The organism is Leifsonia sp. PARNA 1/14, from assembly GCF_055720965.1.
Genome location: NZ_JBVQSP010000007.1, coordinates 96,973 through 123,110, shown reverse-complemented (window position 1 = coordinate 123,110; position 26,138 = coordinate 96,973). Strand labels below are relative to the sequence as shown.

At 69.8% G+C, this 26,138-nt stretch carries 25 protein-coding genes; 20 read left to right on the top strand and 5 right to left on the bottom strand.

The window, feature by feature from the left end; translation table 11 throughout:
* Positions 1 to 43: 43 nt before the first annotated feature.
* Entirely contained in the window at positions 44 to 691 is a 648-nt protein-coding gene (locus AC0HS0_RS17845) for a DUF1990 family protein (protein ID WP_472965485.1), read from the top strand.
* Positions 691 to 1,920: a radical SAM family heme chaperone HemW gene (gene hemW, locus AC0HS0_RS17840; RefSeq protein ID WP_472965484.1), complete on the top strand. Its 1,230-nt coding sequence runs from the start codon at positions 691 to 693 to the stop codon at positions 1,918 to 1,920. Before AC0HS0_RS17845 ends, hemW begins: the two co-directional genes overlap by 1 nt.
* A gap of 20 nt (positions 1,921 to 1,940) precedes the next feature.
* Here hemW and AC0HS0_RS17835 read toward each other — a convergent pair whose 3' ends face one another.
* Both AC0HS0_RS17835 and AC0HS0_RS17830 read right to left on the bottom strand, forming a co-directional pair.
* On the bottom strand, positions 1,941 to 2,324 hold the full coding sequence (locus AC0HS0_RS17835) for a DUF4870 domain-containing protein (RefSeq protein ID WP_241701756.1): 384 nt from the start codon (positions 2,322 to 2,324) through the stop codon (positions 1,941 to 1,943).
* 98 nt (positions 2,325 to 2,422) lie between these two features.
* On the bottom strand, positions 2,423 to 2,923 hold the full coding sequence (locus AC0HS0_RS17830) for a magnetosome magnetite crystal formation protein family (RefSeq protein WP_472965483.1): 501 nt from the start codon (positions 2,921 to 2,923) through the stop codon (positions 2,423 to 2,425).
* A 228-nt stretch (positions 2,924 to 3,151) separates the two neighbouring features.
* Between AC0HS0_RS17830 and hrcA the strand changes: the two genes are divergently transcribed.
* The 15 genes from hrcA (at position 3,152) to leuA (ending at position 21,163) form a co-directional block, all read left to right on the top strand.
* Positions 3,152 to 4,168, top strand: a complete 1,017-nt coding sequence (gene hrcA, locus AC0HS0_RS17825; protein ID WP_472965482.1) for a heat-inducible transcriptional repressor HrcA — start codon at positions 3,152 to 3,154, stop codon at positions 4,166 to 4,168.
* Positions 4,169 to 4,216: 48 nt separating this feature from the next.
* Complete coding sequence (gene dnaJ, locus AC0HS0_RS17820) at positions 4,217 to 5,332, top strand: molecular chaperone DnaJ (RefSeq protein WP_472965481.1); 1,116 nt, start codon at positions 4,217 to 4,219, stop codon at positions 5,330 to 5,332.
* 16 nt (positions 5,333 to 5,348) lie between these two features.
* The gene (locus tag AC0HS0_RS17815) at positions 5,349 to 6,077 is read left to right on the top strand and encodes a 16S rRNA (uracil(1498)-N(3))-methyltransferase (protein WP_472965480.1); all 729 of its coding nucleotides are present in this window, start codon (positions 5,349 to 5,351) and stop codon (positions 6,075 to 6,077) included.
* A 39-nt stretch (positions 6,078 to 6,116) separates the two neighbouring features.
* Positions 6,117 to 6,482 carry a histidine triad nucleotide-binding protein gene (locus tag AC0HS0_RS17810; RefSeq protein WP_472965479.1) on the top strand — a complete coding sequence of 122 codons (366 nt, stop codon included), beginning with the start codon at positions 6,117 to 6,119 and terminating at the stop codon, positions 6,480 to 6,482.
* Between the two features lie 88 nt (positions 6,483 to 6,570).
* Positions 6,571 to 7,593 (top strand): PhoH family protein, encoded by a 1,023-nt coding sequence (locus tag AC0HS0_RS17805; protein ID WP_472965555.1) that lies wholly within the window; start codon positions 6,571 to 6,573, stop codon positions 7,591 to 7,593.
* Positions 7,590 to 8,051, top strand: coding sequence for an rRNA maturation RNase YbeY (gene ybeY, locus AC0HS0_RS17800; RefSeq protein WP_472965478.1), 462 nt, complete (start codon positions 7,590 to 7,592; stop codon positions 8,049 to 8,051). Before AC0HS0_RS17805 ends, ybeY begins: the two co-directional genes overlap by 4 nt.
* Positions 8,052 to 8,057: 6 nt before the next feature.
* The gene (locus AC0HS0_RS17795) at positions 8,058 to 9,365 is read left to right on the top strand and encodes a hemolysin family protein (RefSeq protein WP_472965477.1); all 1,308 of its coding nucleotides are present in this window, start codon (positions 8,058 to 8,060) and stop codon (positions 9,363 to 9,365) included.
* Positions 9,362 to 10,255, top strand: a complete 894-nt coding sequence (gene era / locus AC0HS0_RS17790; RefSeq protein WP_472965476.1) for a GTPase Era — start codon at positions 9,362 to 9,364, stop codon at positions 10,253 to 10,255. The genes AC0HS0_RS17795 and era overlap by 4 nt, the downstream gene beginning before the upstream one ends.
* Positions 10,256 to 10,335: 80 nt before the next feature.
* Positions 10,336 to 12,216 carry a sensor histidine kinase gene (locus AC0HS0_RS17785; protein ID WP_472965475.1) on the top strand — a complete coding sequence of 627 codons (1,881 nt, stop codon included), beginning with the start codon at positions 10,336 to 10,338 and terminating at the stop codon, positions 12,214 to 12,216.
* Positions 12,213 to 12,902: a response regulator gene (locus tag AC0HS0_RS17780; protein ID WP_472965474.1), complete on the top strand. Its 690-nt coding sequence runs from the start codon at positions 12,213 to 12,215 to the stop codon at positions 12,900 to 12,902. Before AC0HS0_RS17785 ends, AC0HS0_RS17780 begins: the two co-directional genes overlap by 4 nt.
* 98 nt (positions 12,903 to 13,000) lie before the next feature.
* Positions 13,001 to 13,753, top strand: coding sequence for an ABC transporter ATP-binding protein (locus AC0HS0_RS17775; protein WP_472965473.1), 753 nt, complete (start codon positions 13,001 to 13,003; stop codon positions 13,751 to 13,753).
* Entirely contained in the window at positions 13,750 to 15,186 is a 1,437-nt protein-coding gene (locus AC0HS0_RS17770; protein WP_472965472.1) for an ABC transporter permease, read from the top strand. The genes AC0HS0_RS17775 and AC0HS0_RS17770 overlap by 4 nt, the downstream gene beginning before the upstream one ends.
* A gap of 144 nt (positions 15,187 to 15,330) precedes the next feature.
* Positions 15,331 to 16,611, top strand: a complete 1,281-nt coding sequence (locus AC0HS0_RS17765; RefSeq protein WP_472965471.1) for an alpha/beta hydrolase — start codon at positions 15,331 to 15,333, stop codon at positions 16,609 to 16,611.
* Positions 16,608 to 19,250: a bifunctional lysylphosphatidylglycerol flippase/synthetase MprF gene (locus AC0HS0_RS17760; RefSeq protein ID WP_472965470.1), complete on the top strand. Its 2,643-nt coding sequence runs from the start codon at positions 16,608 to 16,610 to the stop codon at positions 19,248 to 19,250. Before AC0HS0_RS17765 ends, AC0HS0_RS17760 begins: the two co-directional genes overlap by 4 nt.
* Positions 19,251 to 19,387: 137 nt before the next feature.
* Entirely contained in the window at positions 19,388 to 21,163 is a 1,776-nt protein-coding gene (gene leuA, locus AC0HS0_RS17755) for a 2-isopropylmalate synthase (RefSeq protein WP_472965469.1), read from the top strand.
* A gap of 66 nt (positions 21,164 to 21,229) precedes the next feature.
* On the opposite strand, the gene AC0HS0_RS17750 is transcribed toward leuA, so the two are convergent.
* A complete protein-coding gene (locus AC0HS0_RS17750; protein WP_472965468.1) occupies positions 21,230 to 22,006 on the bottom strand; it encodes a trimeric intracellular cation channel family protein in 777 nt (258 codons plus the stop codon).
* Between the two features lie 70 nt (positions 22,007 to 22,076).
* Here AC0HS0_RS17750 and recO point away from each other — a divergent pair, with 70 nt between their 5' ends.
* Genes recO through AC0HS0_RS17735 form a run of 3 tightly spaced genes read left to right on the top strand, consistent with a single transcriptional unit; the run spans position 22,077 to position 24,367 of the window.
* On the top strand, positions 22,077 to 22,817 hold the full coding sequence (recO, locus tag AC0HS0_RS17745) for a DNA repair protein RecO (protein ID WP_472965467.1): 741 nt from the start codon (positions 22,077 to 22,079) through the stop codon (positions 22,815 to 22,817).
* Complete coding sequence (locus tag AC0HS0_RS17740; RefSeq protein WP_472965466.1) at positions 22,814 to 23,626, top strand: isoprenyl transferase; 813 nt, start codon at positions 22,814 to 22,816, stop codon at positions 23,624 to 23,626. The genes recO and AC0HS0_RS17740 overlap by 4 nt, the downstream gene beginning before the upstream one ends.
* A gap of 39 nt (positions 23,627 to 23,665) precedes the next feature.
* Positions 23,666 to 24,367 (top strand): DsbA family oxidoreductase, encoded by a 702-nt coding sequence (locus AC0HS0_RS17735; protein WP_472965465.1) that lies wholly within the window; start codon positions 23,666 to 23,668, stop codon positions 24,365 to 24,367.
* Between the two features lie 131 nt (positions 24,368 to 24,498).
* Here AC0HS0_RS17735 and AC0HS0_RS17730 read toward each other — a convergent pair whose 3' ends face one another.
* Both AC0HS0_RS17730 and AC0HS0_RS17725 read right to left on the bottom strand, forming a co-directional pair.
* The gene (locus AC0HS0_RS17730; protein ID WP_472965464.1) at positions 24,499 to 25,002 is read right to left on the bottom strand and encodes an endonuclease domain-containing protein; all 504 of its coding nucleotides are present in this window, start codon (positions 25,000 to 25,002) and stop codon (positions 24,499 to 24,501) included.
* Positions 25,003 to 25,543: 541 nt separating this feature from the next.
* Complete coding sequence (locus tag AC0HS0_RS17725) at positions 25,544 to 26,041, bottom strand: aminoacyl-tRNA deacylase (RefSeq protein ID WP_472965463.1); 498 nt, start codon at positions 26,039 to 26,041, stop codon at positions 25,544 to 25,546.
* Positions 26,042 to 26,138 lie beyond the last annotated feature (97 nt).

Here is a 26,138-nt window from a genome sequence, read left to right as displayed (position 1 = left end):
CTCCGGTTCGCGCTCCGCTGCCGATTGACGGAGGATAGTTCCCATGCGCCGCACGAGCTTCACCGACCAGCCCGTCACGTACGGGTCCGTCGGCGGTACGCAGGCCGCCGACCTTCTGTACTACCCGCCGAAGGGTTACCGGCCGCTGGAACGCGAGGTGCGGCTGGGCAGCGGCGAGGAGCGGTTCGAGTCGGCTACGGCCGCTCTGATGAGCTGGGGGGTGCAGCGCGGCAGCGGCATCCGCGTCACGCAGGTCGAGGAGGGTACCGGCGTCCAGTACGAGGGCATCGAGTTCGACGACGACGGCACACCGCGCGGGATGCGGGAGCACCGCGTCGAAGAGGATGTCTTCACCGACGACGGCACGCCGTTCATCCGCAACGGGATGACCGCCGTGCTGAAGATCCCGTTCGGGCCGTTCAGGGTGTCGGCGCCGTGCCGGGTGGTCTACGTCATCGACGAGCCGCACCGTCGCGGTTTCGCCTACGGCACGCTCAAGGGGCACCCCGAGAGCGGCGAGGAGGCGTTCCTCGTCGAGCTGCGCGACGACGGGACCGTCTGGTTCGTCGTCCGCGCGTTCTCCCGGCCCGCCAACGGCTTCTACCGGCTGGGCTACCCGGTGCTGCGCGCCACCCAGAACGCGTACACCAAGAAGTACCTGCGCTCGCTCCTGCCCGCGCGGTCGGCCTGATGCCCGGCGCCCTCCCGCTGGGCGACCCGGCGCCCGCCGACGGCGTCCTGCCCGGCACCGCGGCCGTCGGCGCCGACGCCCGTGACTTCGGGGTCTACCTGCACGTGCCGTTCTGCCGGGTGCGCTGCGGCTACTGCGACTTCAACACCTATACCGCCACCGAGCTGCGCGGCGTCTCGCAGTCGGAGTACGCCGGTCACGCGGTCAGGGAGGTCGCGTTCGCCGCGGAGGCGCTCGAGCGCAGCGGTGTGCCCGCCCGGGAGGTGTCGACCGTCTTCTTCGGGGGCGGCACGCCGACCCTGCTGCCTCCGGACGACCTGGGGTCGATGCTCGGGGCCGTACGGGACGCGTGGGGAATCGCCGGCGGGGCCGAGGTGACCACGGAGGCCAACCCCGACTCGGTGGACGCCGACGACCTGCGCCGGCTCGCCGACGCGGGGTTCACGCGTGTGTCGTTCGGCATGCAATCCGCCGTTCCGAGCGTGCTCGCGACCCTGGAGCGCACGCACGACCCCGAGCGCGTCCCTCTCGTGGTGCGGTGGGCACGGGAGGCCGGCCTCCAGGTGAGCCTCGATCTGATCTACGGCACGCCCGGGGAGACACTCGACGACTGGTCACGCTCGCTCGACGCGGCGCTGGCGTGCGAGCCCGACCACGTCTCCGCCTACGCCCTCATCGTCGAGCCCGGCACGAAGCTCGCGCGCCAGATCCGCTCGGGCGCGGTGCAGGAGCCGGACGACGACCTCGAGGCCGACATGTACGAGCTGGCCGAGGCGCGGCTCGCCGGTGCCGGCTACGGCTGGTACGAGGTCAGCAACTGGGCCACCGACGACGCGCACCGGTCACGCCACAACCTGGCCTACTGGCTCGGGCACGACTGGTGGGGCGTGGGCCCCGGCGCGCACAGTCACGTGGGCGGTGTTCGCTGGTGGAACGTGAAGCATCCGGCGGCCTACGCCCAGCGCGTTCTGGCGGGGGAGTCGCCCGCCGCGGGCCGGGAGACCCTCGACGCCGAGACCCGCCGCGTCGAGCGCGTCCTGCTGCTCACCCGCATCCGGGAGGGCGTGAGCACCGACGAGTTGGAGCCTGCCGGCCGTCGCGCCGTCGCCGGGCTGATCGCCGACGGCCTGGTCGACGCGAAAGCCGCCCTCGCCGGGTCGGTGGTGCTGACCCTGCGAGGGCGGCTGCTGGCGGACGCCGTCGTGAGACGGCTTCTCGCCGAGGAGTGATCGAGTGACCGGTTCCGGTCTCAGCTCACGAACTTGATGGCGATGGGGTAGGTGTAGAACTGCCCCTGGTTGGCCTTGATGGCCGCGATGATGCTGAACACGATGTTGAGAACCCAGACGGCGAGCAGAATGATCAGGCCGATACCGACGATGCTGAGGATCCAGCCGACCACGTAGCCGATGAACAGCGTGATCTGGAAGTTCAGCGCGGTGGCGGTGTGCGACCGGATGAACGGGCCGCGGTCTTTGAGCACGAGGTAGCCGACCAGAGCGGGGATCCAGTTGAACAGGATGCCGCCGATGTGGATCAGGGTGGCCCAGAGCTTCTCGTCGGCCGGGCTCAGCGACTGCGCCTGACCTCCGTACGGCTGCTGAGGCGGCGGGGGTGGGGGCGTTGCGGACATGGTGTTGTCTCCTCCGATGGGGTAATGACGCGTCTCAGCCTAGGGGTCGGAGGCCGATCCTGAGAAGCAGCCGAGAGCCTTGGACCGATTTCTGGCGGCTATTTGATGAACCGGAAGTTGATCGGGTAGCGGTAGCTGCCGCCGCTGTTCACCTTGACGAACCCGAGGATCGAGAACACGAGGTTCACGATGTACAGCGCCCACGGGATGAGCAGGCTGAACAGCAGGTAGCCGATGCCGAAGGTGAACGTGCCGATGATGACCCCGAGCACCTGGGACACGGCCCACGCGATGATCCACGTGATCTGCCAGTTGAGGGCCTCCTTGGCCTCCTGGTTGGTGAGGGCGCCCCGGTCTTTGAAGACGAGCCAGATGATGAGGGACGGGAGGAACCAGAGGATCCCGCCGAGGTGGGCGAAGGAGGCCCACTGCTTGTCCTGGGCCGGGTCGAGGGGAGCGGCCGGCGCCGCCGCGTACCCCTGCTGCGGAGGCACCGCGCCGGCGGGCTGACCGGCGGGTTGGCCGGCGGGGGCGCCGTACGGCTGCTGCGGCGGGAGTCCGCTGTCGCCGTCGGCGGGAGGCTGGGTCGGGTCTGTCATGAGGAAACCCTTTCGTGGTCGGCTGCGGGCTTTTCCGAGCCGGTGCGCATACCGTACAGCCGTGGCGGCGCGGCGTAAATCATCGGTGTCGCGCGTTGAGCGTTCTCCGACGCGGACGCGATATGATTAGCACTCAGGATCTCCGAGTGCCAGCCCGCCCGGGGTCCTTCCCGTGCTCGATCCGTACGCTCGAACCTCGAGCCCCAGCGACGACAGGAGGCGGTTGGCGTGGTCTCTGAACGCAGTCTCGAAGTGCTCCGCGTCATCGTGCAGGACTATGTCGCCTCCCGGGAGCCGGTCGGCTCCAAGAGCATCGTGGAGCGGCATTCGTTCGGTGTGTCCGCCGCGACCATCCGCAACGACATGGCTCTTCTGGAGGAGGAGCAGCTGATCGCCGCGCCGCACACCTCCTCCGGCCGGGTGCCCACCGACAAGGGCTACCGGCTGTTCGTCGACCACCTGGCGGAGGCGCGTCCGCTGTCCGCGGCGCAACGCACCGCGATCGAGACGTTCCTCGGGCAGTCCGTCGACGTCGACGACGTGCTCTCGCGCACGGTGCGGCTGCTGTCGCAGCTCACGAACCAGGTCGCGCTGGTGCAGTATCCGTCGGTCGCGCGTTCGAAGATCCGGCACATCGAGCTGGTCTCCCTCGCTCCGCGCCGCCTCCTCAGCGTGCTCATCACCGACTCGGGCGCGGTCGAGCAGCGCGTGATCGAGCTGCAGGAGGAGCTCGACGACACCGAGATCGCCGAGATCCGCGGCGCGATCAACGGCGCGGCCGCCGGGCTGTCGCTCGTGGACGCCGCCGCGCGCCTGAGGCAGCTGCCCGACCACCTGAGCGACCGCACCCGTATGCTGGTCGCCCCGGTCGCCGGAGCGCTGCTCGACCAGATCGCCGCCAACCGCCAGGACAAGCTGGTGATGGCGGGCGCGGCGAACCTGGCACGCACCGAGACCGACTTCCCCGGCTCCATCACCCCCGTGCTGGAGGCCATCGAGGAGCAGGTGGTCCTGCTGCGGCTCTTCGACGAGATGGCGCTCGACCAGCACGGCGTCGCCGTGAGCATCGGGCGCGAGAACGCGGTCATCGGGCTGACGGAGACCTCCGTCATGTCGAGCACCTACAGTTCCGGCTCCGATCTGGCCCGGGTCGGCCTCCTCGGCCCGCTCCGCATGGACTACTCGGGCAACATGGCCGCGGTGCGCGCCGTGGCCCGCTACCTCTCCCGCCTCCTCGGCGACTGACACCGACCTGACGAACACGACGCGACGAACAGAAGGAACAGCCTTACTTTGGCCGACCATTACGAAGTACTCGGCGTTGACCGCAACGCCACCCCCGACGAAATCAAGAAGGCGTACCGCCGGCTCGCGCGCGAGCTGCACCCCGACGTCAACCCCAGCAGCGAGGCGCAGGAGCGCTTCAAGCTCGTCACGCACGCCTACGACGTCCTCAGCGACCCGCAGCAGCGTCAGCAGTACGACCTGGGCGGCCCGACGGGGTTCGGCGGTGCAGGAGGCCCGGGCGACTTCGCCGGCTTCGGCGACATCTTCGAGACGTTCTTCGGCGGAGGTGGCGGGGCGACGCGCGGTCCGCGGTCGCGTCGCGAGCGCGGTCAGGACGCCCTGCTGCGCGTGGAGGTCGAACTCGACGAGGTCGTCTTCGGCACGCACCGCGACCTGGAGGTCGACACGGCTGTGGTCTGCGAGACCTGCAACGGCTCGTGCTGCCAGCCCGGCACGGCGCCGGTGACCTGCGACATCTGCCATGGCACAGGCAGCATCCAGCGCTCGGTGCGCTCGCTCCTCGGCAATGTGATGACGTCCAGCCCCTGCGGCAGCTGCCGCGGCTACGGAACGGTGATCGCCACACCGTGTGTGACCTGCCAGGGTCAGGGCCGCGTGCGCGCCCGCCGCACGGTTCCCGTCGACATCCCCGCCGGCGTCGAGACGGGTCTGCGCCTGCAGATGCCGGGCTCGGGCGAGGCCGGCCCCGCGGGCGGCCCGAACGGCGACCTCTACCTCGAGATCAAGGTGAAGCACCACGAGGTCTTCAGCCGCGACGGCGACGACCTCCTGTGCACGCTGGAGGTGTCGATGGCCGACGCCATCCTCGGCACCACGGCGACGGTGAAGGCGCTCGACGGCGACATCCGCCTCGAGCTGAAGCCCGGAACGCAGAGCGCGGACATCGTCTCGGTGAAGGATCGCGGGATCACGCATCTGCGCGGCAGCGGCCGCGGCGACCTGCGGGTCGGCATCCAGGTGGTCACGCCCACCAAGCTCGACCACAAAGAGAAGGAACTGATCAAGAAGTTCGCGTCGACCCACCACAGCGCCGAGCCCTCGCTCGCGCGGTTCCAGCAGGGGCTGTTCGCCAAGCTCCGCGACCGGTTCCTCAACCTCTGAGCGAGCGGCGCGACCGATGAGTTCGCTGTACCTGCGTGAAGACCTCGCCGACGTGGAGGTCGGCGCGCGGCTGACCCTCACCGGTGCGGAGGCCAAGCACGCCTCGACCGTGAACCGCACCCGCCCCGGCGAGAGCGTCCTGATCGGCAACGGTCGCGGCCTGGTCGCCTCCGGCGAGGTGCTGGTCGCCACGAGCAGCGAGCTGACCATCGACGTGGAGGCCGTGGAGCGCGTCCCGCGCGCCGATCCGGCCATCACGTTGGTGCAGGCGCTCGCCAAGGGCGACCGCGACGAGCTCGCGGTGCAGGCGGCCACCGAGCTCGGTGTGGACGCGGTCGTGCCGTGGTCGGCCTCCCGCTCGGTGTCGCGCTGGGAGGGGCCGAAGGTGGCCAAGGGCCGCGACCGCTGGGCGTCGATCGTGCGCGAGGCGAGCAAGCAGTCCATCCGCGCTTGGACGCCGGAGGTCGGCGAGCTGTCGTCGACGAAGCAGGTGGCGGCCCTGGCCGCCACGCATCGGCTGCTGGTGCTCGAGCCCGGTGCGACGCAGGCGCTGACGTCGGTCCGCCCCGACGGCCGCCCGCTGGCGCTCGTCGTGGGTCCGGAGGGCGGGATCTCCCCGCAGGAGCTGGAGGCCTTCCGCGCCGCCGGCGGCGAAATCGTACGACTCGGCGACACGGTGCTGCGCACCTCCACGGCGGGCCCTGCGGCGCTGGCCGTGCTGAACGCGGCGCTCGGGCGCTGGTAGCCCGCGACGACTGTCGGCCCGACGAATAGGATGGATGACATGGAGACAGGGGAGCGCTCGATCTTCTCGCGCATCATCGCGGGCGAGATCCCGGCCGACGTCGTGTTCGACAGCGAGCGGATCATCGCGTTCCGCGACATCGCGCCGAAGGCGCCGGTGCACCTGCTGGTGGTGCCCAAGACCGAGCGGTACCGCGACGTCGTGGAACTCGCCGCCGGCGACCCCGGCCTGCTCGCCGAACTGGTGGCGACCGCCAAGCAGCTCGCCGACGAGCACGCCGACGGCGATTTCCGATTGATCTTCAACACCGGAGCGGGCGCGGGACAGACCGTGTTCCACGTGCACGCCCACATTCTGGGCTCGCCCGAGGGCGGGCTCGAGGAAGGAAGCCTTGGCGACGAGTGAACCGACGCCGACCCCGCCTGCGGACGCGTCGGGCCCGGTAGCCCCGGCCGGCTCGGCCGAGGCGAGACTGAGCGTCGACGGAATCCAGATGGTCCGACTGCTCGGACCGCAGGATCGCCTGCTGACCACGCTGGAGCGCCAGTACCCGCTGGTCGACGTGCACGTGCGCGGCAACGAGATCAGCCTGACCGGCGATCCGACCCAGGTCGCGGCGGCCCGCGCGCTGCTCGAGGAGCTGCTGCAGATGGTGCGCAACGGTCAGGAGCTCGGTCCGGCGGAGGTCGCGAGCTCGGCGCGCATGATGCGCAGCGACCTGAACCTCAGCCCGTCCGACGTGTTGAGCCAGGCCATCCTCACGGCTCGCGGCAAGAGCATCCGGCCGAAGACCCTCGGGCAGAGCCAGTACGTCGACGCGATCGACCACAACACGATCGTCTTCGGCATCGGGCCCGCCGGTACCGGCAAGACCTACCTCGCGATGGCGAAGGCGGTGCAGGCCCTCCAGCGCAAAGAGGTCAGCCGGATCATCCTGACCCGCCCTGCGGTGGAGGCCGGCGAGCGGCTGGGCTATCTGCCCGGCACCCTGACCGACAAGATCGACCCCTACCTGCGCCCGCTCTACGACGCCCTGAACGAGATGCTCGACCCCGACCTCGTGCCCAAGCTGCTCGCCGCAGGCACCATCGAGGTGGCGCCGCTCGCCTACATGCGCGGGCGCACGCTCAACGACTCGTTCATCATCCTCGACGAGGCCCAGAACACGACGCCGGAGCAGATGAAGATGTTCCTCACGCGTCTCGGCTTCAACTCCAAGATGGTCGTCACCGGCGACATCACCCAGGTCGACCTGCCGAACGCGGCGAGCGGCCTCCGGCTGGTCACGCGCGTGCTCAAAGACATCGACGACATCCACTTCTCGCGGCTGACCAGTGAGGACGTCGTGCGTCACAGCCTCGTCGGCCGCATCGTCGACGCGTACACCGAGTTCGACGCCCGGCAGCAGGCCCGGCAGTACGAGCGCGAAGAGGCGCGCGAGTTCGCCAACCGCGCCGAGCGCCGTGCCGGCACGCCTCGCGACCACCTTCCGAAACGACAGGGCCCTGCACGATGAGCATCGAGATCAACAACGAGTCGTCCGTCGAGGTGGACGAGTCCGCCCTGCAGCGCCTCGCCGGCTACGCCCTGGACATCATGCATGTGCACCCCGACGCCGAGCTCGCGATCGTGCTGGTGGACGAGGCGGCCATGGAGCAGCTGCACGTGCAGTGGATGGACGAGCCGGGCCCCACCGACGTGCTGAGCTTCCCCATGGATGAGCTGCGCCCCGGAACCGAAGAGGAGCCCGCGCCCGCCGGGCTGCTCGGCGACGTCGTGCTGTGCCCGCAGGTGGCGCAGGTGCAGGCCGAGACCGCCGGCCATTCGCTGATGGATGAGCTGTTGCTGCTGACCACGCACGGCATCCTCCACCTGTTGGGCTTCGACCACGCCGAGCCGGCCGAGGAGCGCCAGATGTTCGGCATCCAGCGCGACATCCTCGTGGGCTTCTCGCGCTACGACCGACAGCGCTAGGCGTCCATGCTCGCGACCCTGTTCTTCGTCGTCGCTTTCGTGCTGGTGGCGTTCGGCGGCCTGATGGCCGCGGTCGACTCGGCACTCGCCGTGCAGTCGCGCGGCGACATCGCCGACCTTGCGGAGACCTCTCGCGCCAAGAAGTCGCTGGCCGCGATCGCCGAAGACCCGGGGCCGTACTTCAACGCGATCAACTTCAGCCGCATCATCGCGGAGACCACCGCCGCCGTGCTCGTGACGCTCGCGTTCGAGCAGACCTTCGAAGAGTGGTGGATCTCGCTGATCCTGTCGGCGGCCATCATGACCGGCGTCTCCTTCGTGCTGGTCGGCGCGAGCCCGCGCAGCGTCGGGAGGGCGAACTCGACCGTGCTGCTGCGGCTGACCGCGCCGCTCGTGCGCGGCATCCGCGTGATCCTCGGCCCGATCCCGGGCGGGCTGGTCGCGCTCGGCAACAGGGTGACGCCCTCCCGGGCGCGCTCGGCGCCGGTCACGAGCGAGGAGCAGCTGCTCAGCATCGTCGACGAGGCGACCGAGTTCGACGTGCTCGAGGAGGACGACCGCGAGCTCATCCACTCGATCTTCGAGTTCAGCGACACGGTCGTGCGGGAGGTCATGGTGCCGCGCACCGACATGATCACGGTGGACATTTCGGCGGGTCTCGGCACCGCGATGGGGCTGTTCTTCTCGACCGGCGTCTCGCGGATGCCCGTCATCGACGGCGACCCGGACGACGTCGCCGGCGTGCTCTATTTGAAAGACGTCGCCAAGCTCAGCTTCGAGAGCGCCCTCGCCTCCGACACCCTGACCATGGGCGAGCTGGCGCGACCGGCCCTGTTCGTCCCGGAGTCGCAGAAGGCCGACGCCCTGCTGCGTCAGATGCAACGCGAGAAGAACCATCTCGCGATGGTCGTCGACGAATACGGCGGGATCGCCGGGTTGGTGACGCTCGAAGATCTCATCGAGGAGCTCATCGGCGACATCTCGGATGAATACGACCACGAGGTCGCTCTCGTGCAGGAGCTCGGCGCGGGCCGTTACCGGGTCGCGACCCGGCTCGGGATCGACGATCTCGGCGAGCTGTTCGACCTCGAGATCGAAGACGAGGACGTCGACAGTGTCGGCGGTCTGGTCGCGAAGGCCCTGGGGCGCCTGCCGGAGGTCGGGTCCACGGTCGCCGTGCACGGCCTCCGGTTCACCGTCGACCGGATCGATGGCCGCCACAAGCACGTGAGCACGGTGCTGGTGGAGCGGGATACGGCGCTCCTGCCCGAGCCGGAACCGCAGCAGATCAAACACAAGGAGGCCCGCAGGTGACCGATTACCACGCCGGATTCGTCTCGTTCGTCGGCCGGCCCAACGTGGGCAAGTCGACGCTCACCAACGCCCTGGTCGGCGAGAAGGTGGCGATCACGAGCTCCAAGCCGCAGACCACCCGTCGCGCCATCCGCGGCATCGTCCACCAGCGCGGCGGCCAGCTGGTGCTGGTCGACACGCCGGGCATCCACCGTCCGCGCACGCTCCTCGGCGAGCGCTTGAACACGCTCGTGCAGTCCACGCTCGGCGACGTCGACGTGATCGGATTCTGCGTGCCCGCCGACGAGAAGGTCGGGCCGGGCGACCGGTTCATCAACGAGCAGCTCGACGACTACCCGAACGCGAAGAAGGTCGCCATCGTGACCAAGATCGACGCGGCGGGCAAGACGCAGGTCGCCGAGCAGCTGCTCGCGGTCTCCGCGTTGCGCGAGTGGGAGGCGATCATCCCGATCTCGGCTACGAGCCGCATCCAGCTCGACACGCTCACGACCGAGCTGCTCAAGCTGCTGCCGGAATCGCCCGGACCGCTCTACCCCGACGACGCCATCACCGACGAGGGGCTGGAAGAGCGGATCGCGGAATACATCCGGGAGGCCGTGCTCGAGGGCGTCGAAGACGAGCTGCCGCACTCGCTGGCCGTGACGATCGACGACATCATCGAGCGCGACGACAAAGACCTCGTGGAGGTCTACGCCAATCTGTTCGTGGAGCGCGACAGCCAGAAGGCGATCGTGATCGGCAAGGGCGGCTCGCGCATCCGCGATGTGGGCGCAGAGGCCAGGAAGCCGATCGAGGAGTTGCTCGGCCGCAAGGTGTTCCTCTCGCTGCGCGTGAAGGTCGCGAAAGACTGGCAGCGCGACCCGAAACAGCTCGGCCGCCTGGGGTTCTGAGGCGTTGGGGGCGTACATCGCAAGGATGATTGGTCCTGCTGGATGCGGGACGGACCGGCGCCTGCCCGTACCGTAGAAGCATGTCGGATCGCTCGCGGCTCCTGAGCGCGCTCGCCCCACACCGCTGGGTGCTCGAGCCTGCTCTCGCCGTCGTGCTCTTCGGGTTGTGGCTGCTGACCGGCCTCCCGTTCGATCTCGCCGGCGCTCTGGCCGCGCTGCTGTACTGCGCGGCCGTCGCCCTGTCGCGGGTGCTGCCCGTCGTCGCCCTCGAGATCGCGTGGCTCGCGGTCATCGCGGAGCTCACCGAGGGCGGTTCGCTCCCGCTGCCGCACCGCCTGCTCGCCACCACGGCCGTCGTGATCGCGATCTTCGGGATCGCGTCGCACGGAGGCCGGGTGTCGCGGTGGTTCGCATTCGCGTCGGCGATCCTCTGGGCGCCTGCGGAGGCCTTCCTGCTCACCGTGCGGGGCGAGGTGAAGTTCCCGCAGTTCGGGCCGGTGATCGGCGGCTACTACACCAGCCAGGGTGTCGGGCTGCTGATGATGAGCCTGCTGCTGGCCGTGGTGTTCGTCACGGCCTGGCTGCTCGGCTTCCTGGTGGCCCGGCAGCGCGTGGCCTCCGCGTCGGCCTCGGCGGCGTCGAACTCGGCCAGGCCGTCGGTGCTGGTCTGGCTCGCCTCGTCCGGCGCCGCCCCGTTGAAGGAGGGCGACGACGAGCCCGGGCTCGTGCGCCGGCTGACCCGGCCCCAACTCACTTTCGACATCGGCGGCGCCGTCGCCTACGTCTTCTTCTGCCTGATCGCCGACTTCGCCTCCAGCCTGATGCCGAACGCCAGCGGCCGGTCCACATTCCTGGTGCTGATCGTGTTCGCGGTGGCCGTCGCACTGCGGCGGATGTCTCCGGCCGTCTCCCTCGCCATTGCATGGCTCGCCGCCGTCGTGCAGATGACGACCGGGCACAACATCCTCGTGAGCGACCTCGCAGTGCTGATCGTGCTGTACGCGACGGCGCTCTACGGCGACAAGGTCGTGCGCTACGCGGGGTTGATCTCGGCGGGGATCGGCGCGCTGGTCGCATCCCTGTACCTGACCCTGACGTCCGCCCTCGGTCAGGGTTACTTCGACCTGCTGTCGACGCAGCTCACCGGCCTGGCGCTGCAGTTCGCGTTCCTGTTCGTCGTGAGCGCAACGGTGCTGGGGCTGTCGTGGGTGCTCGGCCTGCTGGTGCGCACCTGGCGCAACGCCCGGGCCTCGCGGCACGCGCAGATCGCCGCCGAGCTCGACCGCAACCGTGCCGAGGAGGTCGTGGTCGTCGAGCAGGAGCGCACACGCATCGCCCGCGACATGCACGACGTCGTGGCGCATTCGCTCGCCGTGGTCATCGCCCAGGCCGACGGTGCGCGGTACGCACGCCACGCCGACCCCGACGCCGTCGACACGGCACTGGAGACCATCGCCGCGACGGCGCGGTCTGCTCTCGTCGACGTGCGGGTGCTGCTCGCGGAGCTGCGGCAGAGCCAGCCGGAGGGACCGCAGCCGTCGCTCGCCGACGTCGACCACACCGTCGAACAGGTCCGCGCCGCCGGACTCCCCGTGACGATGGAACGACGCGGCCGGCTCGACGGGCTCGGTTCGGCGCAGCAGATCGCCGCCTACCGCATCGTGCAGGAGGCGCTCACCAACGCCCTCCGGCACGGCGACACCAGCAGACCGGTCACCGTCGTGCTCGCCCAGGCGGGCCGCCTCGACGGCGCACCCGGCATCGCCATCACCGTGAGGAACAGCATGAAGTCAGTATCACCGGAACCGACGACCACAGGATCACTGCCCCGCATCGGGCACGGCCTCCCCGGCATGCGCGAGCGCGCCGTGCTGGCGGGAGGCACGCTCACCGCGGGTCCCGCCGCCGACGGGTTCCTGGTGGAGGCTTTCCTGCCCGTGGTCTCGGGAGTCCGCGCGTGAGCGCGCCGATCCGGGTCGCGCTCGTCGACGACCAGGCACTGTTCCGTGCCGGGATCCGGATGCTGGTCGGCTCGCAGCCCGATCTGGAGTTCGCGGGGGAGGCCTCCGACGGCCGGGAGGGCGTCGCGCTCGTGCGCGAGGTTCGTCCCGACGTGGTGCTCATGGACATCCGGATGCCGGTGATGGACGGCATCGCGGCGACCAGCCGCATCGTCGAGGAGGCCGAGCGTGAGGGCCGGACGCCCGCGCGCATCATCGTGCTCACCACCTTCGACCTCGACGAGGCGGCCGCCCGCGCCATCCGGGGTGGGGCGAGCGGGTTCGTGCTCAAGGACGCCGAGCCGGAGTTCCTGCTCGCGGCGATCCGCACCGTGCACGCCGGGAGCGCCGTCATCGCGGCGGGCGCCACCCGCGAGCTGTTCGAGTACTTCTCCGACAGCCAGCGCTCCAAGCAGGAGCCGGCGGAGTTCGCCTCCCTCACCGGCCGGGAGCGGGAGATCTTCGCGCTGGCGGCGCGCGGCCTCAGCAACTCCGAGATCGCCGGCTCGGAGTTCCTCAGCGAGGCGACGGTGAAGACGCACATCAGCAGGATCCTGTCCAAGCTCGGCCTGCGCGACCGCGTGCAGATGGTCGTCTACGCGTTCGAGCACGGGCTCACCACGCCTACGGGCGGCGACGCCGGTTGAATCGCGCCGCGGATCACCCGCCGAATCATCCTGTGGTCGGACAGAGGATGACCCTGCAGCCGGATCCCCTCCCGCCCGTCGATTTCTAACGTGGAGGCATGGACACTCCTTCCACCATGGTCGCGCGCGTCGACGCGGCGACGAAGACCTACGGATCCGGCCCGAACCGGGTCATCGCGCTCGATGACGTCACAGTGGGGATCCCGGCCGGCCGGTTCACCGCCGTGATGGGACCGAGCGGTTCGGGCAAGTCCACGCTCATGCACGTCATGGCCGGGCTGGACTCGGTGACGAGCGGCCGGGTGTTCCTGGGCGACACCGAGATCAGCGCGATGGGCGACGCCGAGCTGACGGTGCTCCGCCGCCGTCGCGTCGGCTTCGTCTTCCAGTCTTTCAACCTCGTCCCGACCCTCGATGTCCGTGCCAACATCCAGCTCCCGTTCGAGATCGACGGCCGTCGGCCCTCGCTCGTGCAGCGCGAGTGGACGGACGCCCTCATCGAATCGCTCGGGCTGCAGGACCGCCTGACCCACCGCCCGCACGAGCTCTCGGGAGGCCAGCAGCAGCGCGTCGCCATCGTGCGCGCTCTGGCGACCCGGCCCGATCTGATCTTCGCCGACGAGCCGACGGGCAACCTCGACTCGCGCACCGGGCGCGAGGTGCTCGGCGTGCTGCAGGTGGCGTCCCGCCTCCACGGGCAGAGCATCGCGATGGTCACCCATGACCCGGTGGCGGCGAGCTACGCCGACCGCATCGTGTTCCTCGCCGATGGGCGCGTGATCGCCGAGCGGGAGCGCTCGACCGCGGAGGAGATCTCTGCGTTCATGCTGGGCATGGAGGCGCGCGCGTGATCCGCGCGTTCCGAGCGAACGCCCGGGATCACCGGGCGAGCATCCTGGTCGCTGCGCTGAGCTCGGCGTTCGGGGTCGCCCTGCTGGCGTGCACGAACGTGCTCGGCGCGTACATCGCCACGACCGAGGTGGGCGGCCACGGGTCCGCCCAGTTCGCGCTCGCGCTGGTCGCCGGCGTGTTCTTCGTGATCGCGGTCTTCGTGGGCGCCATCGTGACGACCAACACCTTCGCCACCGTCATCGCCGGCCGCACCCGTACCATCGCCCTGCTGCGCCTCCTCGGCTCGACCGCCCGCGCCCAGCGCCGGTCGGTGGCGGGGGAGGGCTTCACGGTCGGCGTGATCGGCGCGGCCTCCGGCGGCGTCGTCGCCGTCGTCCTCGCTTTCGTCGCTGTCCGCGCGTTCGTGTGGGCCGGCGTCCTACCGGACACCCTGTACCCGGTGCTCACGCCGTCGCTGCTGGCGCCGCCCGTCGTGGTGGTGCTCACGACGTGGTCGGCCTCCTGGATCGGCAGCAGGCGGGTGCTCGGCGTGGCGCCGGTGGAGGCTCTCGGCGCCGCGGAGGAACGGCCGTCCAGCGGGCTGCGCAGCAGGGGCAGGGTCGCGGCCGCTCTGCTGCTGATCGTGCCGGGTGCTGCGCTGCTCGGGTTCGGGCTCACGCTCGGCCTCGGTCTGTTCGCACGCGCGGACGCGGTGCTCGCCGACTTCGGCCGCTACGGCGTGCTGATCGCGATGCTCGGCGGCCTGCTGTCGTTCACCGGTGTGATCGTCGCGGCGCCGCTGTTCCTCCCGGCCGTGCTGCGCGGTATCGGCTCGCTGCTCGGCCGGGGCGCCGCCACGCGGCTGGCCGCGGCGAACGCGCTGCGCAACCCGGAGCGGAGCTCGCGGACCGCGATCGGCCTCGTCATCGGCGTCACCCTGATCACCATGTTCGTCGTCGCCACCCAGACCTGGCTCGTCATCATCCGCGCTGCTGCCGCTCAGGAGCCGGAGCTGTATCAGGGCACTGAGAGTGTGCTCACGGTCACGATGCTGGTGTTCAGCGCCCTGGTCGGGTTCTCGGCGGTGATCGCCGCCGTCGGCGTGGTCAACAGCCTGTCGCTCGCCGTTCTCCAGCGGCGCAGGGAGCTCGGGTTGCTGCGGGCTCTCGGACTCAGCGCGGTTCAGGTGCGCAGGATGATCCTCGCCGAGAGCGCGCAACTCGTCGTCGCGGCCGTCGTCTGCGGCCTGCTGCTGGGCACGCTCTACGGGTGGGTGGGCGCGCAGACGCTGCTCGGGCAGCTGCCAGGGGCGGGGCTGATCGCGCCCGCCGTGCCGTGGCCGTTCATCGGTGCGATCGTGATCGCCGCGGCCGTACTGGCCGTCGGCGCGTCCGTCGCGCCGACCCGGCGGGCGACCCGCGTCACGCCCGTGGAGGCACTGGCGGTCGACTGACGGCCTCCAGGTTTCCTGAACGCTCATCAAGCCTCAGCTCTCCGCAGGCTGAGTGCCCGATACTGAGTGACCGGCGCCCCGACCGCGCCGCCGCGTCCCGCACCTCGTCCTGCACCGCCGAGAGGAACCGCCCTGAACTGGCTCATGACCCTGAGGATCGACAAACCGCCGTTCCTCATCACCGTCGACGTCATCGCGGCGCTCCTCACCCTCTATCTGCTCGTCCGCCCCACGTGGCGACGGGTGCTGGCGGGTGTGCTGGCGTTCGTCGGCGGCGGCCTTCTCGGCTGGTTCCTGGTCTGGCTGACCGACGATGTCCTGAACCTGTTCGGCGTCGGCCTCACCCCTGTGACGACGATGTGGGTTGCGCTCGGATTCGGCGGCGTCGCGCTCGCGATCGCGAACTTCTTCCGGTCGCGCTGGTGGCGGAAGGTCGTCGCCGCCGTGAGCATCCCGGTGTTCCTGCTGACCGCCTTCGCCGGCGTGAACGTGGACTTCGGCGAGTACCGCAACCTGAACGACGCCCTCGGCGTCGTGCCGTACAAGGCCCTCGACCTCCACGCCGAGCGCGGGGAGGTCGTCACCGGCACAGCCTGGTCGTCCTCGACGAACCAGGCTGACCCGCCGGCCAAGGGCGAGATCGGGACGGTGAAGATCCCGGCGACGGTCAGCGGGTTCCCCGCGCGCAAGGCCGCGATCTACCTCCCACCGGTCGCGCTCGGACCGAACCCGCCCGCGCTGCCGGTGCTCTACGCCCTGTCGGGCCAGCCGGGTGCGCCCGCCGACATGTTCACGGCCGGCCGCGTCGGCGCCTACCTCGACGCCTTCGCCGCCAAGCACAACGGCTACGCACCGATCGTCGTGGCACCCGACCAGCTCGGCGGCCCCGGCCGCAATCCGATGTGCGTCGACTCGCGCGCCTACGGCAATTCCGCGACGTACCTGCTGAAGGACGTCCGTGACTGGGTCACCACGCACCTGCGGGTGAGCAGCGACCCGGCGGCGTGGGGCGTGTTCGGCTATTCGCAAGGCGCGACCTGCGCGGTTCAGTTCGCCACGCAGCGCCCCGACCTGTTCGGATCGGCGCTCGCGTCCTCCAGCGAACTCGGGCCGACCCTCGGCAACGAGGCGCTGACCATCGCCACGGCCTTCGGAGACTCGGCGTCCGCGTTCGCGGCCGCGCAGCCCGCCGCCGCGATGAAGGCGCACGCGCCGTACGCCGACTCGCTGATCGTGTTCGGAGCCGGCCAGAACGACGCCAAGTACACTGCTTTCGCGAAGACGCTGCACACCGATGCACTCGCAGCGGGCATCCGCAGCGAACTCCTGATCTCGCCGGGAACGGCCCACGATTGGAACACGGTGCGCTACACACTCACGAACGGCTTCCCTGCGGTCGCCGCGCAGATGGGGCTGGCTCCGTGAACGACGCACTGACCGCGGGAGGGACGCCGACAGGGGGAGCGGGAGCGCCCATGGGCCACGAAGCCGGGCCGGGGCAGCACGCCGGCCCGCAGCAGGATGCCGCGCCTTCACAGCCTCCCGCTCCTTCACAGCCTCCCGCGCCCCCGGCCTCGGGTTTCCGGGGCACGCTGCGACGGTTCGGCCGACTCGTCGCGAGCCACCCGTTCACTACCGGGCTCACAGTGCTGATCCTCCTGCTCGCACTGGTGACCGGCCCGATCCACGGGCCGCACCGACCACTGCGCGTCTGGTTCGGCGCCGGGCCCCAGCAACTGCTCGACGGTCACTGGTGGTCACCGATCACCGCCGTCCTCTTCACGGACAACCTCGCAGAACTGATCGTGGTGCTCGTGCTGACGGTCGTGCTGGTGGGCGCCGCGGAGCAGTTGATGGGCACCTGGCGCACGGCCCTCGCGTTCGTGGCGACCTCCGCCGTCGGCATCGCCGCAGGCGTCGGCCTCCAGCTGCTCGGCTCGCAGACCGGCGAGATGTGGTCGCGCAACGTGCACCACCTGGTGGCTCTGGATGTCTTCACCGGCATCGCCGGGACGATCATGGCCGCCAGCGCGTTCGCCGGCACGCTCTGGCGTCGCCGTATCCGGGTCATCACGTTGCTCGTGGCGATCATGTACCTGCTCTATTCCGGGCTGCCGGCCGACCTCTACCGTCTGCTCGCCGTGTTCGCGGGCTTCGGGCTCGGGGTGCTGCTGCGACCGCACGAGCGGAGGGCCGGCTGGCTCCGCAGCTCGCATCACGAGGTCCGGGTGCTGCTCGCGTCCGCCGTGACGATCACCGCGCTCGGCCCGGTGATCGGCCTCCTGACCCAGTCGCGCTTCGGGATGCTGTCGCCGATCGGCCTGCTGTTCTCGAACGACGTGCCCGACCGGGGCAGCGTGCTGGAGCGCTGCCAGGCGTTCGCGGTCACCCGCGACTGCGTCCACGACCTCACCCTCGAGCGGATCAACGGGTTCGGGCCGGTGCTGATCTCGGTTCTCCCGCTGCTGGCTCTGCTCGTCGCGGCCTACGGGTTGCTTCGCGGGCGACGGTTCGCGGTGTGGCTCGCGGTCGCGGTCAACACGTTGCTCGCGGTGCTTTCCGCGCTGTACTTCGGCATCCTCCCGTTCGCCGACGCGCGACCGACGGTCTCGCCGCGGTACTGGGAGGTCACGGTCATCCTCGCGCTGTCGGCCCTGGTGCCCGCGGTGATGGCGGTACTGCTCGTCGTGTACCGGCGGCACTTCACCGTGCTCGCGACGGCACGCTCGGTGCGGAGATACGCGCTGACCGTCGCGCTGACGGGCATCGGACTGATCGCCCTCTACGTGCTCGTCGGCTGGCTGCAGAAGGACACGGGCTTCACGCGGCCGATCGACGTCAGCGACCTTCTGAACGACGTACTCGAGCGGTTCATCCCCGTGAGCTTCCTCCGCCGCGAGCCTGTTCAGTACCTGCCGACCACACCGCTGGCCACCATCGTTTACCACAACATCGGCACGGTGTTCTGGCTCCTCGTGATCGTCGCGGCCGTGCCCTTCATGTTCGGGCGCGGCGCGTGGCGCCGGTCGAGCGGCGACGCCGGCCGGGTGCGCGGCCTCCTCGAGCGCGGAGGCGGCGACGCGATCTCGTTCATGGCCACCTGGCCGGGCAACACCTACTGGTTCGACGCCGCGAGCGGGGGAGCGGTGGCCTATCGGGTCGTCGGTCGTGTGGCCCTGACCACCGGAGCGCCTTTCGGCGCGCCGCAGAGCGAGCACGACGGGATCATCGAGCGCTTCGCCCGCTTCTGCGACGACAGCGGCTGGATCCCCGTCTTCTACAGCGTCGATGCCGAGTACCAGCCGCTCTTCGACCGCATGGGCTGGTCGACGATGACGGTCGCGGAGGAGACCGTGATCCGCCCGCAGCAGTGGGCGACCACGGGCAAGAAGTGGCAGGACGTCCGCAGTTCGATCAACCGCGCCCAGCGCGCGGGCATCCGCTCGGAGTGGACGACCTTCGCCGCGCTGCCGCTGAGCACCGCCGTGCAGCTCTCGGACATCTCCGAGCAGTGGGTCGCCGAGAAGGACCTCCCCGAGATGGGCTTCACGCTCGGCGGCCTCGACGAGCTCCACGACCCGGCCGTCCGGCTCATGCTCGCGGTCGACGAGGCCGGCCGTGTGGAGGGCGTCACCTCCTGGCTGCCGAGCTACCGGGACGGCCACGTCGTCGGCTGGACGCTCGACTTCATGCGCCGCCGCCCCGGAAGCATCAACGGCGTCATGGAGTTCCTGATCGCCGAGGCCGCGACGCGCATGAAGGAGGACGGCATCGAGTTCATGAGCCTCTCCGCAGCGCCGCTGGCGCACACGGCCGGCACGCCCGATGACGCGAAGAGCGGCATGGACCGTGTGCTCGGCTACCTCAGCACCTCCCTGGAGCCTGTCTATGGGTTCCGGTCACTGCTCAAGTTCAAGCAGAAGTTCCAGCCGGAGCTGCACCCGCTGATCATGGCCTACCCCGACCCGGTCGCTCTGCCCGCCATCGGCGTGGGCCTCGTGCGCGCGTATCTGCCCGATCTCTCGATGCGGCAAGCGGCCGCGCTGGCGGTGGGACGCGGGTGATCGCCGCGCGTGGTACCGTGGTTTCTGTGTACGGTCTGCTCCTCCTTAGCTGCCGCGACGAGTCCTAGTTCCGGGCCTCCCTCGTCGCGGAGTTCGTCGTTGGCTCTCCACACCACACCGCGAGGAGAAGACAGACCATGAAGAACACCCAGGCGCCGAGCGCCATGCCGATCCACAAGTACCGGCCCTTCCACGAGCAGATCCGCGTCGAGCTGCCCGACCGCACCTGGCCCGCCAACCGCATCACGGCCGCGCCGCGCTGGTGTGCCGTCGACCTGCGCGACGGCAACCAGGCCCTCATCGACCCGATGAGCCCGGAGCGCAAGCGCATCATGTTCGACCTGCTGGTACGCATGGGCTACAAGGAGATCGAGGTCGGCTTCCCGTCCGCGAGCCAGACCGACTTCGACTTCGTCCGCAGCCTGATCGAAGAGGGCGCCATCCCGGACGACGTCACCATCCAGGTGCTGACGCAATCGCGCGAGCATCTCATCAAGCGCACCTACGAGTCGCTGGTCGGCGCCAAGCAGGCCATCGTGCACCTCTACAACTCGACGAGCATCCTGCAGCGCGACGTCGTCTTCCGCACCGACCAGCAGGGCATCATCGACATCGCCCTGTCGGGCGCGCGGCTCTGCAGACAGTTCGAGTCGCTGGTCCCGGGCACCGAGATCTACTATGAGTACTCACCCGAGAGCTACACCGGCACCGAGCTGGAGTTCGCTGCCGACATCTGCAACCAGGTGCTGGAGGTCTTCGAGCCGACCGCCGAGCGCAAGGTCATCATCAACCTCCCGGCGACCGTCGAGATGGCGACCCCCAACGTCTATGCCGACTCGATCGAGTGGATGTCGCGCCACCTGAACCACCGCGAGAACGTGATCCTGTCGCTGCACCCGCACAACGACCGCGGCACCGCCGTGGCCGCCGCCGAGCTGGGCTACATGGCCGGCGCCGACCGCATCGAGGGCTGCCTGTTCGGCAACGGGGAGCGCACCGGCAACGTCGACCTGGTCACGCTGGGCGTCAACCTGTTCACCCAGGGCATCGACCCGCAGATCGACTTCAGCGACATCGACCAGATCAAGCGGACCGTCGAGCACTGCAACCAGCTGCCGGTCGGCGAGCGCAGCCCGTGGGGCGGCGACCTGGTCTTCACCGCGTTCAGCGGCTCGCACCAGGACGCGATCAAGAAGGGCTTCGAGTCGATGGCCGCGCAGGCCGAGCGCGAGGGCGTCTCGGTCGACGATCTGGTCTGGGCGGTGCCGTACCTGCCCGTCGACCCGAAGGACCTGGGCCGCAGCTACGAGGCCGTCATCCGCGTGAACTCGCAGTCGGGCAAGGGCGGCGTCGCCTACCTGCTGAAGAGCGACCACGCCCTCGACCTGCCGCGCAAGCTGCAGATCGAGTTCTCGGGCGTCGTGCAGGCCAAGACCGACGCCGAGGGCGGCGAGGTGACCAGCGGCGAGATCTGGTCGATCTTCCAGGACGAGTACCTGCCGGCGCCCGACTCGAACCCCGACGCCAAGTGGGGCCGGTTCGAGCTCGGCAGCACGAGCACGACCAACGAGACGGGCGAGCACGTCACTCTCACGGTCGCTCTGCGCGACGGTGACACCGTGTCGAAGGCGACGGGGGAGGGCAACGGCCCGATCGCCGCGTTCTTCGACATCCTGAACGCCCGCGGCATCAACGCCCACCTCTACGACTACTCGCAGCACACGCTGTCGGCGAGCGAGTCGGCGCAGGCCGCGGCCTACGTCGAGCTGGACGTCGACGGCGTGCGCCTGTGGGGCGTCGGCATCGACGGCGACACGACGACCGCGTCGTTCAAGGCGGTCGTGTCGGCGGTCAATCGCGCGGTGCGCGCATCGGCCGGCCACGCTGCAGAGGCCGAGCTCGTCGGCGCCTGAGCCGCGTACGCAGGAGGTCCCGGTGCAGTGCGCCGGGATCTCCTCCATTGACCGCCTTTCAGACGATCACGCGGGCGGATCTCCTCCGTCGTCCGCGGGCCGCTCGATGCGGTAACGCGGGATCGCGCCCGTATCGGTGCGCTCGTTCGTGTGCTCGACGCTCGGCCGCCTCCCGAACCCGAACGCCATCCACCGGGGCGCCCGCAGCCTCCCGAGCTCGCGCTGCTCCGGCAGGCTCCAGCCGAAACGCACGGCCAGCAGCCGGATGACGAGGGTGACCACGACGCAGACGACCGCAGCGACGGTGAACGGCGTCCCGAAATCGACAAGCAGCACCAGGACGATCGTCCCAGCGCCCGCCGCGACCGCGTAGAGCGAACCGACGTGCATCAGCGCGATGGGGAGGTTCAGCAGCATGTCGCGCAGGATCGACCCGCCGACCGCCGAGACGACCCCGACGAACACGGCAGGCACCTCCGGAAGCCCGAGCGACAGGGCCTTCGTGGCGCCGATCGCGCCGAAGAGCCCGATCGTCAGCGCATCGAGGAAGGTGATGATCGGATCCAGCCGGCGGAACAGCCGGACCAGCAGCATCCCGAGCAGGGCGGCCACGACGGTCGCGGGCAGATACCAGTTCGACTGCAGAGCGACCGGGGTGACATTGAGCAGGAGGTCGCGCAGGAGGCCGCCGCCCACGCCCGTCGCCACGCCGATGATCGCGACGCCGAGCAGGTCGAGGCGGCGGTCGCGGAAGCCGGAGGCGAACATCGCGCCCTGGAGGCTGCCGACGCCGACGGCGACCAGGTCGCCCCAGAGCGGGATCGAGAAGGCGGCGGTCGTCACCCGTCACTTCTATCACGCCCGAAGGGCCGTTCTGAGCAGGGCGGGGCGGATGAGGCGCGATACTGGAGGGGTGCCTGTCTATCGTGATGAAGTCGTCGTGCTTCGAACCCACAAGCTGGGCGAGGCCGACCGCATCGTCACGATGCTGAGCAGGCAGCACGGCAAGATCCGTGCCGTCGCCAAGGGCGTGCGCCGCACGGCGTCGAAGTTCGGGTCGCGGCTGGAGCCGTTCATGGTCGCCGACGTGCAGTTGTACGAGGGCCGTTCGCTCGATGTCGTCACGCAGGCGGAGACCATCGGCGCATACGGCACCCTCATCGCCGACGACTACGCGAGCTACACCGCCGCCAACGCGATGGTAGAGGCCGCCGACCGGCTGACGGATGCGGAGGCGTCGCTGCAGCAGTACCTCCTGCTGGTCGGGGCGCTGCGGTCGCTCTCGCGTCGCGAGCACGGCCCCCAGCTCACACTCGACTCCTACCTGCTGCGTGCGCTGTCGCTCGCCGGCTGGGCGCCGAGCTTCCTCGACTGCTCGCGGTGCGGCGCCGCGGGACCGCACGATCATGTGGTGGTACAACTCGGCGGTGTCGTGTGCGACGACTGCGCGCCTCAGGGTGCTCCGCGCATCGACCCGGCGACCATCGCCCTGCTCGGAGCACTGCTCACCGGCGACTGGGCGATGGCCGACGCGTCGGACGACGGCACCCGGTCGAAGGCGAACGGCCTCGTCGCCGCGTACACCCAGTGGCATCTGGAGCGCGGCCTGCGCTCCCTGCAACACGTTCAGCACGACCAGAAGGCGAGCGGATGAGTCCCAAGCCCTACACGCACCCGGACGCGGTCGAGTACCGCCCGCTCGACTGGACCGGCATCCACCCGCCGGCGTTCCCCGCCGGGGCGGTGCCGGAGCATGTCGCCATCGTGATGGACGGCAACGGCCGCTGGGCGAACCGCCAAGGCCTGACGCGCATCGAGGGCCACCGGGCCGGCGAGGCCGCGCTGCTCGACGTGGTCGCGGGCGCGATCCAGGTCGGGGTCAAGCACCTGAGCGTGTACGCGTTCTCGACCGAGAACTGGAAACGATCGCCCGACGAGGTGCGCTTCCTGATGGGGTTCAACCGGGAGGTGCTGCACAGGCGCCGCGACCAGCTCAACGAGTGGGGCGTGCGGGTGCGCTGGGCCGGCCGCAGGCCGCGGCTGTGGTCGTCGGTGATCAAGGAGCTGCAGTTCGCGGAGCGGATGACGGCCGGCAACGACGTGCTGACTCTTACGATGTGCGTCAACTACGGCGGACGCAACGAGATCGCGGACGCCGTGCGCACGATCGCCGAGGAGGTCGCCGCCGGGAGGCTGAAGCCGTCCGCGGTGGGGGAGAAGACCATCCGGCGCCACCTGTACATCCCCGACATGCCCGACGTGGACCTTTTCGTGCGCAGCTCGGGGGAGCAGCGCACCAGCAACTTCCTGCTCTGGCAGAGCGCTTACGCCGAGATGGTGTTCCTCGACACGTTATGGCCCGACTTCTCGCGTACCGACCTGTGGAACGCGGTCGACATCTTCGCGCGCCGCAACCGGCGGTTCGGCGGGGCGGTGGACACGCCGGACGACGTGGCGCTCTGACTCCGGAATAACTGCAGCACTGCAGCGTTGGCCATTGTCGTGAGCGAACCCATCAAGATCGACATCTGGTCAGACATCGCGTGCCCGTGGTGCTACATCGGAAAGCGCCGCTTCGAGAGCGGGAGCAGCGCTTTCGCGGAGGCCGGCGACGGCCGTGCGGTGGAGGTCGAGTACCACTCGTTCGAGCTGTCGCCTGACACCCCGGTGGACTTCGACGGCACCGAGGTCGACTTCCTCGCGGGCCACAAGGGCATGCCGGCCGAGCAGGTGCACCAGATGCTCGACCGCGTGACCGGTATCGCGTCCTCCGTCGGGTTGGACTACGACTTCGACGCCCTGAAGCACACCAATACGATCAAGGCCCACGAGCTCCTGCACTTCGCCAAGGCGAACGGCATGCAGCTCGAGCTGGCCGAGCGCCTGTTCCGCGCGTACTTCGTAGAAGGCGGCCACGTCGGCCGCGCCGCCGACCTCGTCGACCTGGCTGCGGAGGTCGGCCTCGACCGCGACGCCGCGCGGGCGGCCCTCGAGTCGGGCGAGTACCTCGCGGCGGTGCGCGACGACCAGCGCACGGCTGCCGAGCTCGGCATCAACGGTGTCCCGTTCTTCGTCATCGACGGCCGCTACGGAGTCTCGGGCGCACAGGAGTCGGCGACGTTCGCACAGGCGCTGGAGCAGGTCTGGTCCGAGCGCGCCGCGGCGGAGACCGCGGTCGCCGGCGCTGCCGGAGTCGGCGCATGAACGCCGAGGCCGCCACAGCGCCCACGGCGCCCAGCCCGCTCCTCACGCCTCTCGGCGACCCGTCCGCCGCCGCCTGCGACGGCGACTCCTGCGCCCTCCCGTCCCACTGAACGATTGGTCCCAACACGCCGTCAGCGCCTCGGCCAAGGCGGCGTGTTGGGACGAATGGATAGGGCTGTTCGGATTCGGTAGAGGGCTTCGCGTGCGTTGTCGCGCATGTGGGTGCGGTTGATGCGGATGACGCGCCATCCGAGCGACTCGATTCTCCACAGCCGGTCGATGTCTATCCTGTACTGCTCTCGGTCTGTTCGGTGATGGTCGCCGTCGTACTCGACGACGACGCGTTCGGCGAAGAAGACCAGATCGCCGTGGGCGATCACACGGCCGTCGTGTCCCCGGATCATATGGTTGACGGATGGCTCCGGCAGGCCTGTCCGGACGATGGCGAGCCTGAGCAGCGTCTCCATCGGAGAATCGGTTCTCGGTCTCACGTAGGTGATCGCATCGCGCAACCGAGCGACTCCGGGACGTCCTGCCGCGTCCGCAACGGCGGACTCGAGGTCGTCGACCCCGGCGTACGGGGCCGTGCGCCGAGTAAGCGCATCGCCGATGATGACGAGTTCGTCGGTCGTCACGAGCGAAGCGAGCTGAACCCATACCTCGACCGGTGTCGATACAGGCAGCCCGCGGAGAACGCATCGCTCGCGTTCGCCCACGACGCTATGGCCGACGACGCCTCGCCCCTTCGGCGCCCGGACTGGATGGATCGTGGTGACGTGCAGTGCGAAGTCGTCCGCTACCGGATGGGGAAGTCCGTAGAGCTCGGCTGCAGTCGAGTGGCTGAACAATGCGCACGGATGCATCACGGGAAGGTATGCACGACAGCGCGACTCCACGTCGATCGCCGTGTTGGAGGCCGCCTCCCGTGAGCCGTGGAAGGGCGCGGAGAGATCTCCGCGTCTCAGTCGTGAGCGCGACACCCCTGCGCACTGGGCGAGTCCAGTCGAGAACGGCTGATTCCCGAGCGGAACCGGAAGCGGTCGTGGTTGCACCATCCCCACACCCTTGCCCACCCGCGAGGCGCTCTCGCCGTTATCCACAACCCCGAAGAACTGGTGGTCCCAACACGCCGTCCGTGCTGGGTCCGGGGCGGCGTGTCGGGACGAATGGTTGCCGTTACTCGGGGTCGGTGATGTCGGCGACGGTGGCGGCGAAGCCGGCCAGGAGCGCATCGGCGTCGACGAAGAGGGAGTAGCCGTGCTCGCCCGCGCCCATGGAGACGGTGCGGCCGGCGACGGTCTCGTCGGCGATCACGGGCCACGCGGTCGTGCTGCCGAACGGCGTGATCGTCCCGCGCTCGTAACCGGTGGCGGCGAACGCGACCGAGGCGTCGGGCAGCTGGAGCTTGTTGACGTGGAGGACGGCGCGCAGCTTGGGCCAGGAGATCTTGCGCCCGCCGGGCACGAGCGCGAACACGAAGGTGTCGTCGCTGCGCTTGACGACGAGCGTCTTCACGATGTCGGCCGGTTCGATGCCGAGCAGTCCCGCGGCCTCCTCGAGGCTGCGGGCGGCCGGCCGCTCGACGATCCGCACCGGGATGCCGCGGGAGCGGGCATCGTCCTCCACACGCCGACGTCCGGCGCGATCTTCCACAGCTTCCGGGCTCTCGGCCATGTATCAGCACGCTTTCTGGGAGAATCGATGCAGATGTCTACTACCGCAACCCTAGCCTCCCGCACGGAGACGAGCCCGAGCCTGACCATCGGCCCGC

Coding starts and splice junctions, on each gene's coding strand:
- AC0HS0_RS17845 (WP_472965485.1), top strand. CDS start 44: ATGCGCCGCACGAGCTTCACCGACCAGCCCGTCACGTACGGGTCCGTC.
- hemW (WP_472965484.1), top strand. CDS start 691: ATGCCCGGCGCCCTCCCGCTGGGCGACCCGGCGCCCGCCGACGGCGTC.
- AC0HS0_RS17835 (WP_241701756.1), bottom strand. CDS start 2,324: ATGTCCGCAACGCCCCCACCCCCGCCGCCTCAGCAGCCGTACGGAGGT.
- AC0HS0_RS17830 (WP_472965483.1), bottom strand. CDS start 2,923: ATGACAGACCCGACCCAGCCTCCCGCCGACGGCGACAGCGGACTCCCG.
- AC0HS0_RS17815 (WP_472965480.1), top strand. CDS start 5,349: ATGAGTTCGCTGTACCTGCGTGAAGACCTCGCCGACGTGGAGGTCGGC.
- AC0HS0_RS17810 (WP_472965479.1), top strand. CDS start 6,117: ATGGAGACAGGGGAGCGCTCGATCTTCTCGCGCATCATCGCGGGCGAG.
- AC0HS0_RS17805 (WP_472965555.1), top strand. CDS start 6,571: ATGGTCCGACTGCTCGGACCGCAGGATCGCCTGCTGACCACGCTGGAG.
- ybeY (WP_472965478.1), top strand. CDS start 7,590: ATGAGCATCGAGATCAACAACGAGTCGTCCGTCGAGGTGGACGAGTCC.
- AC0HS0_RS17795 (WP_472965477.1), top strand. CDS start 8,058: ATGCTCGCGACCCTGTTCTTCGTCGTCGCTTTCGTGCTGGTGGCGTTC.
- AC0HS0_RS17785 (WP_472965475.1), top strand. CDS start 10,336: ATGTCGGATCGCTCGCGGCTCCTGAGCGCGCTCGCCCCACACCGCTGG.
- AC0HS0_RS17775 (WP_472965473.1), top strand. CDS start 13,001: ATGGACACTCCTTCCACCATGGTCGCGCGCGTCGACGCGGCGACGAAG.
- AC0HS0_RS17765 (WP_472965471.1), top strand. CDS start 15,331: ATGACCCTGAGGATCGACAAACCGCCGTTCCTCATCACCGTCGACGTC.
- leuA (WP_472965469.1), top strand. CDS start 19,388: ATGAAGAACACCCAGGCGCCGAGCGCCATGCCGATCCACAAGTACCGG.
- AC0HS0_RS17740 (WP_472965466.1), top strand. CDS start 22,814: ATGAGTCCCAAGCCCTACACGCACCCGGACGCGGTCGAGTACCGCCCG.
- AC0HS0_RS17725 (WP_472965463.1), bottom strand. CDS start 26,041: ATGGCCGAGAGCCCGGAAGCTGTGGAAGATCGCGCCGGACGTCGGCGT.